This is a genomic window from Thalassobacillus devorans (genome assembly GCF_900176565.1).
GTDB classification, from domain to species: domain Bacteria; phylum Bacillota; class Bacilli; order Bacillales; family Halobacillaceae; genus Thalassobacillus; species Thalassobacillus devorans_A.
The window spans coordinates 1,721,816-1,735,723 of sequence record NZ_FXEH01000006.1; the positions used below are offsets into that span (position 1 = coordinate 1,721,816).

The 13,908-nt window shown below is 40.7% G+C and carries 14 protein-coding genes and 2 tRNA genes; 1 reads left to right on the top strand and 15 read right to left on the bottom strand.

All coding sequences use genetic code 11. The annotated features are described in order from the left end of the window. Window positions 1-108: 108 nt before the first annotated feature. The 15 genes from B9Y67_RS19675 to B9Y67_RS19745 form a co-directional block, all read right to left on the bottom strand. Window positions 109-185: transfer RNA gene (locus B9Y67_RS19675), tRNA-Arg, on the bottom strand. A 40-nt stretch (window positions 186-225) separates the two neighbouring features. Beyond that, window positions 226-296, bottom strand: a tRNA-Gly gene (locus B9Y67_RS19680). 265 nt (window positions 297-561) lie between these two features. Further along, complete coding sequence (locus B9Y67_RS19685) at window positions 562-1,086, bottom strand: metallophosphoesterase (protein ID WP_085509036.1); 525 nt, start codon at window positions 1,084-1,086, stop codon at window positions 562-564. Between the two features lie 14 nt (window positions 1,087-1,100). Then, window positions 1,101-1,697 carry an XTP/dITP diphosphatase gene (locus tag B9Y67_RS19690; protein ID WP_085509037.1) on the bottom strand — a complete coding sequence of 199 codons (597 nt, stop codon included), beginning with the start codon at window positions 1,695-1,697 and terminating at the stop codon, window positions 1,101-1,103. After that, entirely contained in the window at window positions 1,694-2,455 is a 762-nt protein-coding gene (gene rph, locus B9Y67_RS19695) for a ribonuclease PH (protein WP_085509038.1), read from the bottom strand. Before rph ends, B9Y67_RS19690 begins: the two co-directional genes overlap by 4 nt. A gap of 198 nt (window positions 2,456-2,653) precedes the next feature. Continuing rightward, window positions 2,654-3,742, bottom strand: a complete 1,089-nt coding sequence (locus tag B9Y67_RS19700) for a GerMN domain-containing protein (RefSeq protein WP_369668777.1) — start codon at window positions 3,740-3,742, stop codon at window positions 2,654-2,656. Window positions 3,743-4,127: 385 nt separating this feature from the next. Continuing rightward, on the bottom strand, window positions 4,128-4,931 hold the full coding sequence (racE, locus tag B9Y67_RS19705; RefSeq protein WP_085509039.1) for a glutamate racemase: 804 nt from the start codon (window positions 4,929-4,931) through the stop codon (window positions 4,128-4,130). A gap of 30 nt (window positions 4,932-4,961) precedes the next feature. Beyond that, the gene (locus tag B9Y67_RS19710; protein ID WP_394461087.1) at window positions 4,962-5,423 is read right to left on the bottom strand and encodes a MarR family winged helix-turn-helix transcriptional regulator; all 462 of its coding nucleotides are present in this window, start codon (window positions 5,421-5,423) and stop codon (window positions 4,962-4,964) included. A gap of 322 nt (window positions 5,424-5,745) precedes the next feature. Beyond that, window positions 5,746-5,970, bottom strand: a complete 225-nt coding sequence (locus B9Y67_RS19715; RefSeq protein ID WP_028783382.1) for a helix-turn-helix domain-containing protein — start codon at window positions 5,968-5,970, stop codon at window positions 5,746-5,748. A 91-nt stretch (window positions 5,971-6,061) separates the two neighbouring features. After that, window positions 6,062-6,715, bottom strand: a complete 654-nt coding sequence (locus B9Y67_RS19720) for a response regulator transcription factor (RefSeq protein ID WP_085509040.1) — start codon at window positions 6,713-6,715, stop codon at window positions 6,062-6,064. Continuing rightward, on the bottom strand, window positions 6,712-9,042 hold the full coding sequence (locus tag B9Y67_RS19725) for a sensor histidine kinase (RefSeq protein ID WP_176224067.1): 2,331 nt from the start codon (window positions 9,040-9,042) through the stop codon (window positions 6,712-6,714). Before B9Y67_RS19725 ends, B9Y67_RS19720 begins: the two co-directional genes overlap by 4 nt. A 135-nt stretch (window positions 9,043-9,177) precedes the next feature. After that, window positions 9,178-9,639: an acyl-CoA thioesterase gene (locus B9Y67_RS19730; protein WP_085509042.1), complete on the bottom strand. Its 462-nt coding sequence runs from the start codon at window positions 9,637-9,639 to the stop codon at window positions 9,178-9,180. 90 nt (window positions 9,640-9,729) lie between these two features. Beyond that, on the bottom strand, window positions 9,730-10,494 hold the full coding sequence (sdhB, locus tag B9Y67_RS19735) for a succinate dehydrogenase iron-sulfur subunit (protein ID WP_062447118.1): 765 nt from the start codon (window positions 10,492-10,494) through the stop codon (window positions 9,730-9,732). 2 nt (window positions 10,495-10,496) lie between these two features. Then, entirely contained in the window at window positions 10,497-12,257 is a 1,761-nt protein-coding gene (gene sdhA / locus B9Y67_RS19740; protein ID WP_085509043.1) for a succinate dehydrogenase flavoprotein subunit, read from the bottom strand. Between the two features lie 57 nt (window positions 12,258-12,314). Beyond that, a complete protein-coding gene (locus B9Y67_RS19745) occupies window positions 12,315-12,935 on the bottom strand; it encodes a succinate dehydrogenase cytochrome b558 subunit (RefSeq protein ID WP_085509044.1) in 621 nt (206 codons plus the stop codon). Window positions 12,936-13,464: 529 nt separating this feature from the next. On the opposite strand from B9Y67_RS19745, the gene B9Y67_RS19750 reads away from it, so the two are divergent. Continuing rightward, window positions 13,465-13,902, top strand: coding sequence for a YslB family protein (locus B9Y67_RS19750; RefSeq protein WP_085509045.1), 438 nt, complete (start codon window positions 13,465-13,467; stop codon window positions 13,900-13,902). Window positions 13,903-13,908 lie beyond the last annotated feature (6 nt).

Genomic DNA, 13,908 nt, shown 5'->3' on the forward strand with positions numbered 1-13,908 from the left:
TTATTTTAAAAAATTCAAGAAGACAGTTATCTAGCGTACAGTAGGGAATCTTTAATTATTAACCAAATAAAAAAAGCCTTGGGTTTACCCAACGCTGTTAACTAAAAATGGCGTCCCAGGAGAGATTCGAACTCCCGACCCACAGCTTAGAAGGCTGTTGCTCTATCCTGCTGAGCTACTGGGACATATTAATTAAAAATTAATAATAATTATGCTTTAGAAAAGAGCGGGTGATGGGAATCGAACCCACATCATCAGCTTGGAAGGCTGAGGTTTTACCACTAAACTACACCCGCATGTTAAATAAATGATTTCTTTAAGTCAGGCTCACGAACAATCATGTCTCTTCCTCTACAAGATAATTCAAGGAAGTTAAATCCGTCGAGACAACTCGCAGCTTATTCGGTGGATGCTTTGCTCGTGGCTGAGGTTTTACCACTAAATTGCACCCGCGCATTATTTAGATTAATTTGTTCTCTTTGTTATGTACTCTCTTTAAGAGACAAGACTTATTATATTAACTCTCTATTACTTTGTCAACACCTAAATTGGGTCAGAGTACTAGGCCTCTGACCGCAGTGTTGTTTGGAGCTTTAAGTCGATAGGCATGTGTTTCATATTGTAATATTGCAGTTGGAACACAAGATCATCATTCCATTTCAAAATCGCATAAGTTGGCTCCCGGTGATCCCTTGGCTGTCTGCAGCTCCCAGGGTTGATAAACAACCGGTCTTCCACTTTTTCTGCTCCAGCCATATGAGAGTGGCCAAAACATACCACATCTGCCCCCAATTCTTCGGCACGATAATTCAGTGGCATCAAAGTAGATTTAATATTAAACAGATGGCCATGCGTTACGAAAAAGGTAACTCCATCAATCGTAAACGCTTGCTCCTCTTCCATTTCAGAGTCAAAGTCCACATTGCCTTTTGCGTAATAGAACCCCTCCAGCTCTTTGTCATGAAGGTTAAGTTCTGAATCCCCACAATGTATCATACCATCTACCTGAGATTCATATTTTTTTTTAATTTCTTTTACTTCATCAGTCAATCCGTGGCTGTCACTTATAATTAATACACTTGGCATAGGACACTCTCCTCTCAGACAAGTTCTTTCAACCATTCCTCCACTTTATCAATCGCATTTCTGCGATGACTGATAGCATTTTTTTCATCAGATTTAAGTTGAGCCATCGTTTGATCATAACCGTCCGGTACAAAAATCGGGTCATAGCCAAATCCATTACTTCCTTCAGGTTTTTTTGCAATCTTACCTTCGCAGGTTCCTCTTTTGATGATTGCTTCTTTGCCAGGTTGTATGATCGCGATGCAACATACAAAACGAGCGGTTCGCTCTGAATCCTCTGTCTCTTCTAATTCCTTCAAAATTTTTTCAAGGTTTTTCTGGTCATTTTTCTCTTCACCAGCATAGCGAGCAGAATATACACCAGGTCTTCCCTGCAAAGCGTCCACTTCCAAACCGGAATCATCTGCCAGTACAGGTACATCGTAAGCTTTTGAAATTTCCTCAGCTTTAATGAGAGCATTCTCTTCGAAGGTAGTTCCGCTTTCTACGATATCTCCTGACCAATCAGTTAAATCGTGCAATGATTTAAGCTCAATTCCATATTTCTTGAACATTTCTCTGAACTCTTTCACTTTTCCATTGTTTTTAGTAGCAACAATTAGTTCTTTCATTTTTTATCACTTGCTACTGCTTTGTCTACCTGATCTGCATAGGAGCCAATCGCATCTTTTTGAATACTGAAAATTCGCTCCATTCCTGTTTGAGCCAGTTCCAGCATTTTTTGAAGTTCAGACACAGAAAATGTCGCTTCTTCTCCAGTCCCCTGCAGTTCAACAAACTCTCCATTACCAGTCATGACCACATTCATGTCTACATGCGCCTTACTGTCTTCTTCATAACACAGATCCAGAATTTCTGTGCCGTCTGGAAGCACCCCGACAGATATTGCTGCTAAGTAGTCTTTGATCGGCATCTCTTTCAGAACCTTTTTATCCAGTAATTTGCCAAAAGCAAGGACCACTGCTACAAAGGCACCGGTAATCGATGCAGTCCTGGTACCTCCATCTGCCTGGATGACATCACAATCAACCCATACGGTACGTTCTCCGATTTTATCTAAATCAACAACTGCTCTTAATGCTCTACCGATCAAACGCTGTATTTCCATTGTTCTTCCTGAAACCTTCCCTTTAGAGGATTCACGGATATTCCTTTGATCCGTAGCTCGCGGGAGCATCGCATATTCTGCCGTAATCCACCCTTTACCTTGCCCACGCATAAAAGGGGGGACACGATCTTCCACACTTGCATTACATATTACCTTTGTGTTTCCTACACTTATTAATACAGACCCTTCCGGGTGCATGACATATTCGGTTTCTATTTCAATTGGTCGAAGCTGGTCTGTGTTTCTTTCATCCGCTCTCACTATAACGTCCTCCTTTTTCCATATCCTTGCCCATCTTAACACAATTTATCAGAAAAGCGTAGCTTGGGAAAAAGCTCTGGAAACATTCATAAAGCCAGCCCTGTTCGGCATTATTTTCAGGTGAATTGCTTATTGGATTTGGTCCATTATTCCTTTTTCTGCATACAAAAAGCCCCGAATTCGGGGCTTTTTGGAGAGTTATAAACTGTCTGCACCAGTTATATCGTTTATAGTCACCGGCTCTGCATAAGGGACACCATCTTCACTATATACCTGTTCTACCCCATCTACGTGTACCTCGACAGCTTCCACTCCTTGTTGGTCTGTAAGTGTCATAACCAGGCTCTTCATCACATGTTCCGACACCGATTGCTTTTCTTGATTGGATAGGAGTGCTTCGTTGAATGACAGGGACAGCACCCCATCTTCAAAGCTTGTCTCCAGCAGTTCAGCTTCCTCGTTAAACGCTGTCAGTAATGGAAGATCAAAGGAAGGACCTTCTACCAGGGCTTGTACGATAGATTCATAAGAGTCGTTGTCACTTGTATTCAAGTGGGTAGTTACAGGTACATAATAAAAGTCCTGATTCTCATTTTGAGCAGGATAGTAAAGCGTCACAGCTTTACTATCCATCACATCTGCCTCGTCACTTGCGTAGATGTTAATACCATCCGCTCGTGAGACTCCCGAGGAGATAGGAGTGCCTTTCACAGGCATAACTTCCTGCTCATGCCCATTGATCCAAAGCTTTATTCGTTCTACGTTCTCAAATTGCGTTAGTGTATAAGTCATCGCCTGAAGAATCTTTTGCTCATCTTCCGGGGCATATTCTGCAAACTCTTTGGATACATCTACGATCATAGTTCCATCTTCTTTAAGGTTCAACCCTAAAATTTCTGTCCCTGCAGGCAAGACTGCTTCAAATCCGTTCGGAAGTAGTTCAGTGACTGGACCGCCTTTTACGAGGTATTCTAAAGATTGAGTAGCTACCTCTTTAGAAGAAATGTTGGGCAACTCCAAGGTTTGAGAAACAACCATACCATTGGCGTCCAATAAGTAAAGTTGACGAGTTGAGGTTCCGGTTGCCTCCTCGTTAGCCTCGCTATTTGTATCGTCAACCGAATCTTCGGTAGTCTTATCAGCTGCTTCATCGGTTTGATCAACGTAGTCTACATCCTGGGGTGCGTCCATTTTTTCTATGGACTGCTCGCCTTCAAAAAAACATCCTGTCAATAATAGCGTGGTCGACAGGCCGATTACCAGTGATCCAATAACTCGCATTTTCATGCTTTCCCCTCCTATGATGGTTTGTACTATTATGTATACGAGCTTGTGGGAAAATTAGACCAAAGAAGATTCACTAAAAAAGCTTCGATTGCCCGAAAGTTGTAACAACAAAATTCCTCATTAGCGACAGCTAAATTACCATTCCAGAACAAAAGTGCAAGCGCCTTGCTAATCACAGAGAGGATTGACTTAAGACCTCGAGGGGCAGGCGCTGGCCGATGAAGGCGCCACGTCCTGTGGCGACATCGGCACTAGCACGTCCTGTGCGTCGGAGCTGGATAGATCCCACCACGAAAAGTTATCCACAAAAAGAAAGCTTTATAATTTCCTAGACAATAAAAAATACCGCTCAGGCAGAATGCTGAACGGTATCTAACATTTAATATCAATCAATGATGACAGGTTTTAAATACTCAATTGGTTCCTCAAACCAGATATTCGCAACTTTTTCGAATTTCTCCAGGTCGCCGGTGGTATAAAATTCATGTTGCGGCTTATCATCTCCGTTAAATGTAAGCTTCTGATAAGCTAATATCAAACTGACTTCACGTGCAGTTTCTTCCCCGGAGCATATGACTTGGATTTTTTTACCCATTTCTTGTTGAATCAAATGTCTGATCAATGGATAGTGGGTGCATCCTAAAATAAGTGTATCGATTCCATTATTGGCCTTTAGGGGGTGAAGTGAGTTTTTCACAGTTTCTTCTGCTAATTCACCTTCTAAAATGCCATCTTCCACCATAGGAACAAACGCCGGGCAGGCAAGCCCTTTGACTACAATCGACTTATCGATTCCATGCAGGGCTTTCGTATACGCCTGACTGCTTATGGTACCTTCTGTTCCTATCACTCCTATCCGCTTATTTTGGCTCACTTTGATGGCCGCTCTTGCACCAGGTTGAATGACTCCGATAACGGGAATTTCCAGCTTTTCTTGAAGTTCTTCCAAAGTAAAGGCAGTAGCTGTATTACAGGCTACCACTAATAATTTAATATCTTTATTGAGAAGATGATTGACCATTTGCCACGTGAATTCTATTACTTCCTCTCGAGTCCGGGGACCATACGGGCAGCGCTTTGTGTCTCCCAAATAAATCAGCTGCTCATTAGGCAGCTGCCTCATTAATTCTCTTGCAACCGTTAATCCCCCTACACCGGAATCAATCACACCAATAGCTTGTCGTTGCACATTCCTTCCTCCTCATTCTATGCTGACTGGTCACTTTGTCTCTTGGCCTTCGGAATGGAGCATTTGCTCATGAAGCATGTGCAACAACTGGTTCAATGTTTCAACTTGTTCTGATGGAACATCCTTTAAAACACCTTCCAGATAAGCTTGTCGTTTTTCAATGACTTCATGAATAATTGCTGTCCCTTTCGATAATACATGAATTCTGACCACTCGCCGATCTTTCGGATCCCTCACCCGCTCCACCAGCTTATTTTTTTCCATTCGATCAACAAGGTCGGTAGTGGTGCTGCACGCCAGGTTTAGGCAAGAGGAGAGCTCGCCAATGGTCATATCCCCTTTCTCCAGCAGCCACTGCAAAGCCAGAAACTGTGGAGCAGTTATCGGGTAATGGTTTAATATCTCCCGGCCTTTTTGCTTTATGATACCCGATATGTATCTCATTTCTTTTTCAATTTCAGAAATTACTGTTGTGGTTTCAGTGTTTGCCAAATACACGCACTCCTCAAAGAATAAGCTTTTCCTTCATTCTCGTCGTTTCCTTACAAAATTTCAAGAAAGAAATCTGTAACAGCTAATGACCTTATAATAATAAATGAAAAATAGGTTTGTCGCCAGCGAGTGATTTCCCGTACCTCCAAACCGTTACTACCGTAACGGAAACAACATATCTCGAAACTGAGTCTTCAAGAAAAAGGAGCTTTAATGGAACAACAACACGGGGGTTGAGCAGAGCCGAGAGATAAAAAAAGAATCACAAAAAACTTGTGATTCTTGAAGGAACGGCAGTAATTAAACCGTCAATTAAAGTGAACTAAAGTTTTAATTCCCCCATCCTCAACAGCTCAATGACCGCTTGCGATCGCCCCTTGACACCCAATTTTTGCATGGCATTTGAAATATGGTTGCGGACAGTCTTTTCAGAGATAAACAGTTCTTTTGCAATTTCTTTTGTAGTTTTATCTTGGACAAGGAGCTCAAAGACTTCTTTTTCACGTTTCGTCAAAATTTGTTTTGGTCTGTAGTCGTTCTCCTTCAAATGTGTACCCCTCCTTGCTCTTTGAGCTGCACTGAGAGGGAATTATTTAGTCATAATATCGTATGAAGAGAGATTGACTGCTGTTCCGTTTCTATGAAGATTTAGAAATTAAACCTAATTCTTGGGCTTGTAACAGAGCCTCTGTACGTGATCTGACATTCAATTTATTGAAAATTCCTGTTAAAGTATACTCCACACTTCGTTGAGACATGTGAAGCTTTTGCGCTATTTCACGGTTAGTCAACCCTGCTGCAATTTCCTGCAAAATCGACTGTTCTTTTTCATTTAAAGAAATATCCGTACCTACCGGTGAGTCAATTTGATTACTAGGGCAAGCTTCTGTGCGTCGCAATTGCTTAAACAAATGAAGCGGGATAACAACTTCATCGCGTAAAGCACACCGAATAACAGTGACTAGTTCTTCTTTGCTGGCAGTCTTGCTTACGAAACCGGAAATGTCAGCTTCTACGAGCATATTAAAGTGAGTACTTAAATCAAAACCCGTATAAATCAAAATAACCAAATCCGGATAATTTTGTCTGACTTTTTTCGCTAACTCAACCCCATTCAAACCCGGCATATATAAATCAAATAAGAGCACATCATAATTATATTTCTCTATATATTTTTTCGTATCTTCACTGTTGGAGATTACATCCACTTGTATATCTTGTTCTTGTTCGAGCATGGCTTTTGTTCCTTCTCCAACAGCGGGATGATCGTCGACAATCAAAACTCTGTTCATATCATAACCCCCTTCTGTACGGTGACTTGCGGAATAGTTACCTCCATACGGAATCCTGCTCCTGGTGCGGTTTCTACATTCATTTTCCCATATAGACCATTAACTCTCTGTTCGATTCCAGAGAGACCGAAGTGAGAAAACAAATCTTTTAGAATAGAATAATCCATCCCGATACCATTATCTGAATAGTAAAGGTGTACCCGATTGCCATCATTGAACAGACTCAATTTAACGACTTTAGCTTCTGAATGTTTCATAGCATTGGATAATAACTCCTGGACAATTCTGTAAATCGCAAGAATTCTTTCCTGGTCTAACTCCACGTTAAAGTATTGGTCATCGAAATAAACAGTAAAGTTAGAACGTAATTGATATTGCTGGATGAGATTACGCAAAGATTGAACCAAGCCTAACTCCTCTATGAAGGCCGGGCGTAATTCATTACAAGTTTCCCTAGTTAGATGAATGCTATCAAGCAGGGATTCTTTAAACATCATAAGCTCAGCTTTCAATGAATCATTGGCAACCGGACGATTTTGCAACAAATCATCTACTTTTCTATATAAATATAATTGCTCCTGTAACACAGTATCATGGATATCAATAGATAATTGTTTTCTTTGATTCTCTGCAATGGTGAAGAGCAGACGAGATAGCCATGTGGGATATTGCTGGTTGTGATCATCATTTTTTAATTGTTTTAATTCTTTTACCAGATCTTCAATCAATGCCAAATTTTCCAGAGCGATATTTGTATTATGAGCAACTGTCTGCAGGTACGTTTTTTCATCACGGTTCAATGTCGTAAAGTCTTTTTTCCCCGTACACCAGACCATGGTTACTTTGTGAAGGGAGTGGCCTACTACAATACCAAAGCCTTCTTCTGTTTCAATTAACTTTCCAATCTCTGAATGTGACTCTTGTAAAACCAATGTAACATGCTTGAGCAGATGTTCTGGTACTTCCCTATATACGCAATACGGTTGTGATTTTAAATGTTTTGAATAGACATAGACTTCTTTCACATTCAGGACATTTTTAAGCTCGTAACGTAATCGTTTCAATAAATCCACTACATTTGTTTCTTTTTTCATGTCCTGGGACATCCGATGCATACTATCCTGATAACTATATTTAGCCGCAATCAGCCTCCGTTGCAGTCTAAAATCTAATGTTTCTTTAATCATCAAAAATAAAATCAGCACAATATGAATGAATAGATAAAGCTGAGCAAGTTTGATCGCCGGAAATATCTGCTCAACCATAAAGGAGCCAGCTACTAAAAGGAGTATGCTCGGTAAAAAACTGATGACAGTATAATACCTAAGCCTTCCCATTACAAAGGTGATATCCATCAACCGTTGTCTTGTTACCATATAAACAAAAGTAATCGGCAAAGCAAAAGCGAAAATTGCAGCAACATCCAATGGGATAATTTGCTGGCCAAGAACTAAGCTTGGAATCAAATAGAAACAAATATACGGTAAAAATGCTACACTCATACCTAAATTGATGTACTTAAACATCGGACCATATGGAGTGGTCTTATATTTGTAATACCCAGTTAAAATTAATCCAAGTGAAAAAATAATCAGAAAAAATAATAAAACGTTCGGCAGCCGATCCATAAATAATGGATAATGAAGGTTTAAGAGAAAGTACGCTTCAGCTGCAGATACAATACTGACAATCACATACAGGATAAAATAAATATACTTAGAAAACCATTTAACCGAGAATTCAAGAAAATAGGCATATAAAAAATGAATTAATATTACAGGGGCAAAGAGAAATAGTGTGACATTAAGAAAAGTAGCGTATAAGTCATTTCGGATAGCCCCACTATTCGTCATTAACCCTAAGGCAATGGTCATAAAGAATAAAATCAGTAAATTTGAGGAATAACGAGACTTCTTGCGATTATATAGCGTATAAGCAATAGCCACTATAATTATAAAAAAGAGGACAGGCATCATGATATATAAAAGCCAATGCTGAAGACTCAATCCTTCTATATTATCAAATTGGACTTTTTCTCCTTCATATTCGATCGTAAGTGTTTGGATCTTTTCAATTTCACCGTTGAGATTTACCGTATAATGCTGAAGTGGAGGTTTATCGTTTATTGCCGTGACTTTACTTCCTAACGGCAGTTCATTTCTAATAGCCCAGCCTTGATTTTCCAAAGCTGCTATTTTAACTTCTCCTGACTGTTCTTCTGTCTCTATGCCTATATAAGGATAAGCCAAGGAGACATATAGCAAATAAAAGGCAGACAACAGGAAAAACAACCCTATAGCAACATTTTTTTTATTAATTATCCCCAAGATGCTCCCCCCTTGAAATTCTTTCCCCAGCCCCAGCCTACTTTTAAAATAAGAATTCATAAAATTTCACAAAAAGAAGCCAGCAACTGATCGCTGACTCTTTTATTATACAGAATAATTGAAGTTTATCGACTGTCAAAAACAAGCAGTAGATTCGGATTCAAGTTTATGTTTAAACTCGTCACCCAATGGCACTGGTTTACCGGTGGATGAATCGACTTGCACTATCCTCCCCCTACCAGTCAAAGCTGTTCCCCCTTCTTCCGTGAGCGCCAAATAATGAAGATCGTAAGAAGTATTCCCTATTTGTTCAGCCTTCACGAATATTTTCAGAATATCATCAAAATAAAGTTGGCGATGGAAGTCACATTGTAGATCAGCAACCACAGGGACAACTTTGGGTTCTTTGACTTTATTGAGAGAGAGACCCAATTGTTTCATGAATTCAATACGTGCTTCCTCAAAATATATAAAGGGCACAGTATTATTCATATGGCCAAATTGATCTGTTTCAGAAAACCTGATACGAACTTCTATGTTAAACTTAAACCCCTTCGTCCACTTGTCAATATCATCGATATACTCTGGCGTTTTCATGCTTCCTGCCCCCTTAATTTCCATTTGCCTATGTAACAAAAGAGCCTCTCCGTGATAGGCGAGGCTCTTTTGCATTGGATAAGCTTAATATTATAGCTTATTATCGCTCCCGAAGAAGCTTTTGAAAGATTCAATAGCTGTGTCACGATAGATAGCAGCTAAGGATGTAGTCAATGGGATACCTTTCGGGCAAGACTGCACACAGTTTTGCGCATTCCCGCAACCCATGATTCCACCATCTCCCATGACAGTTTCCAGCCGTTCGCTTTTATTCATTTCCCCTGTCGGATGTGAATTGAACAAGCGGACTTGAGAAATAGCTGCCGGCCCAATAAAATCTGATTTACTATTCACGTTTGGACATGCTTCCAGGCAAACACCACATGTCATACACTTAGATAATTCGTATGCCCATTGGCGCTTGCTCTCTGCCATACGAGGACCAGGTCCTAAATCATAAGTTCCATCAATTGGCACCCATGCTTTGACACGCTTCAAAGAATCAAACATCCTGCTGCGGTCCACAGCCAAGTCTCTGGTAATAGGGAATGTGCTCATTGGAGCCAGACGAATCGGCTGTTCCAGCTGATCGACTAATGCTGTACAGGATTGGCGTGCCTTCCCATTGATGATCATGGAGCAAGCACCACACACTTCCTCAAGGCAGTTCATATCCCAAAATACTGGTGTTGTTGCCTCCCCTTTGGCATTAACAGGATTTCGCCGAATTTCCATTAATGCAGAAATGACATTCATATTTTCGCGATATGGAACTTCGAACGTTTCTTCATACGGGGCAGATTCAGGACTGTCTTGTCGTTCGATAATGAGTGTGATTTTTTTCTCTTCACTCATGATCATTTACCCCCTTTACTTTTTGAGTAATCGCGCTTACGAGGCTTGATCAGGGAAGTGTCGACTTCCTCGTAGGTGAAAACTGGTTTGTTTTCAGCCTTATCGTAAGTTGCGATCGTTGTCTTCAACCATTCTTCATCATTACGATCCGGGAATTCAGGCTTATAGTGTGCGCCACGACTTTCATTACGGTTATAAGCCCCCAAAGTCATTACACGCGCTAATTGCAGCATGTTCTGCAGTTGACGGATAAACATTGCTCCCTGGTTGCTCCAGCGGGATGTATCATTTACGTTGATGCGTTCATAACGTTCCATAAGTTCTTGAATCTTATTATCTGTTTCAAGTAATTTAGCATTTTCACGAACAACAGTAACATTATCCGTCATCCATTCACCAAGTTCTTTATGGAGCTGGTAAGCGTTCTCGTCGCCATCCATCTTCATAATCTTTTCAAAATTATCCTTTTCTACTTCTAATTGCTTCTCAAATACGCTCTCATCGATGTCTTCATATGTCTTCTCTAAACCATCGATGTATTTTGCAGCATTTGGACCAGCTACCATTCCCCCATAAATAGCAGAAAGAAGGGAGTTAGCTCCAAGACGGTTTGCTCCGTGCTGAGAATAATCACATTCACCAGCAGCAAAGATACCCGGGATATTAGTCATCTGGTCGAAATCAACCCACATGCCACCCATGGAATAATGGACAGCAGGGAAAATTTTCATCGGAACCTTACGAGGGTCTTCCCCAACGAATTTTTCATAGATTTCAATGATACCGCCAAGCTTAACATCAAGGAATTCAGCATCCTTGTGTGATAGGTCCAAATAGACCATATTTTCCCCATTAATACCAAGCTTCTGGTTTACGCAGACATCAAAAATTTCACGGGTAGCGATATCACGAGGAACAAGGTTTCCATAGGCAGGGTATTTTTCTTCAAGGAAGTACCATGGTTCACCGTCTTTATATGTCCATACACGGCCACCCTCACCACGGGCCGACTCACTCATTAGCCGGAGTTTGTCATCGCCTGGAATAGCTGTAGGGTGAATCTGGATGAATTCTCCGTTTGCATACTTGACGCCCTGTCGATAAAGTGCACCAGCTGCAGAACCAGTATTAATAACGGAGTTGGTTGATTTACCAAAGATAATACCAGGTCCTCCAGTAGCCATGATTACTGCATCCGATTTGAAAGCTTTCATTTCATGGGTATGCAGATTCTGAGCGACAACCCCACGTCCAGTACCTTCTTCATCAATGATAGCAGAGACGAACTCCCAGCCTTCATATTTCGTAACCAGGCCATTAACCTCATGACGGCGAACCTGCTCATCCAAAGCATATAGTAATTGCTGTCCTGTTGTAGCACCAGCGAATGCTGTCCGGTGGTGCTGTGTGCCGCCAAACCGCCGGAAGTCCAATAACCCTTCAGGGGTACGGTTGAACATAACTCCCATACGGTCTAATAAATGAATGATGCCAGGAGCAGCGTCAGTCATCGCTTTTACAGGTGGCTGATTAGCAAGAAAGTCCCCGCCATAAACTGTGTCGTCAAAGTGTTCCCAAGGTGAATCCCCTTCACCTTTTGTATTTACGGCTCCATTAATACCGCCTTGCGCGCAAACAGAGTGAGAACGTTTTACAGGTACAATGGAAAGCAAATCGACGTGAACGCCTGCCTCTGCCGCTTTGATGGTTGCCATCAAACCAGCCAGGCCACCGCCGACAATAACTATATTTCGATCGCTCATTTAAAAACTCACTCCCTCTAAGTACTATCAATTTTATCTGATTAAGTTATGTCAAAATTAAATTCCGTAGGCAAAAGTGAATAGTGTACGTACACCTACATAAGAAACCGCTAAGAATACGATGATACTGACATAAGTCATGATGCGTTGTGACCTTGGAGTCATCGTTATACCCCAGCTGACAAAGAACGACCATAGTCCGTTTGCAAAGTGGAAAGTTGTTGATACTACCCCCACTACGTAGAACCAGAAGAAGAATGGATTAGTCAAAATGTTCTCCATCAATTGGTAGTTAAGGTCAACCCAGCCAAGACCGATTGCAATACGAGTTTCCCATACATGCCAGGCAATAAAAATCAGTGTAATTACCCCAGTGTACCTTTGGAGCATAAACATCCAGTTACGGAAATACCCATAATTGGAGACGTTATGCTTGGCTGTGAAGGCAATGTACACCCCATAAATCCCATGGAATAAAATCGGTAAGAAAATGATAAAAAGTTCAAGTACATACCGATATGGTAAACTTTCCATAAAATGTGCCGCAGCATTGAATGCTACCGGGCCTCGTGTAGCAAAAAAGTTTACGGTCAAGTGTTGGATCAAAAAGAGCCCGATGGGAAGAACCCCAAGTAATGAATGAATTCTTCTGTTAATATAGTCGCGATTTCCCGCCATGTTTTACCCCCCTCAAGTTAAATAAATAGTTCATAATAGTATGTACATTATCAGCAATTCCTGATGTCAAAAAAATTCAAGAAAACCAACCATTGGCCAAGGTGAAGAATATATTTAGCCATTTCCCATTAACTTTATCTTTAATAGCCCTTCCTTCCCTCATCCGGTTAATTTTCCTGGGAATCTTTTTGAACACCCATCCATATAAAAGCGCTTTAAAAAGCGCATGAAACAAAACAACGGGTACATTTCTTCCACTTCAGCCTACATTTTTACACTTTGCCTTGGTAAAGCGTCAATGGCAATGTATAAAAATAATAGGGGCATCATCCCCGTTTCGTGTGTTTTGTTGATAAATGTACAAAAAGTGACATATTTATTGTACTTCTATCGTGTAGGAGCGTCAAGAAGACTGAACAATAAATTCGCCATTCGAAAGATTAATCAAATATTACTAAATCCTTTAATTTTGGTTGCACTTAAAAACTAATCAAGCGATAATAAATTATGTAGAAAGGAATGACCGAATATGAGGGGAAATACATCCAAGATCAACCTGGAACAATTGCAGTCGCTGGTGCACACCGGGGCTGGTTATGACGTGCTCAGGTACTATATACTTCCAGATTTATTAGGTAAAGAAGCACCGTTTCTTCTTTATTATATGGGCAAGAATTTGGCACGGAACAGCAACATGGAAAAGCCGGAGGATATTACCGAATATTTCCAGCAGTTTGGCTGGGGAACCCTGTCTGTTGTACAAGAGAAGAAAAAAGAAACTCTTTTTGAACTTAGCGGCCATGTATTGGAGAAAAGAATCCAAAACCCTCTTCTGGAAGTGGATTTTAAAATGGAAGCAGGCTTCCTGGCAGAAGCCATGAACATGTTAAAAGATGTAAACGGAGAAGGCTTTGAAGAGGTAGATAAGAAAAAGAACTTAGTTATATTTAAAGTCATTCATACATAAGAGAAA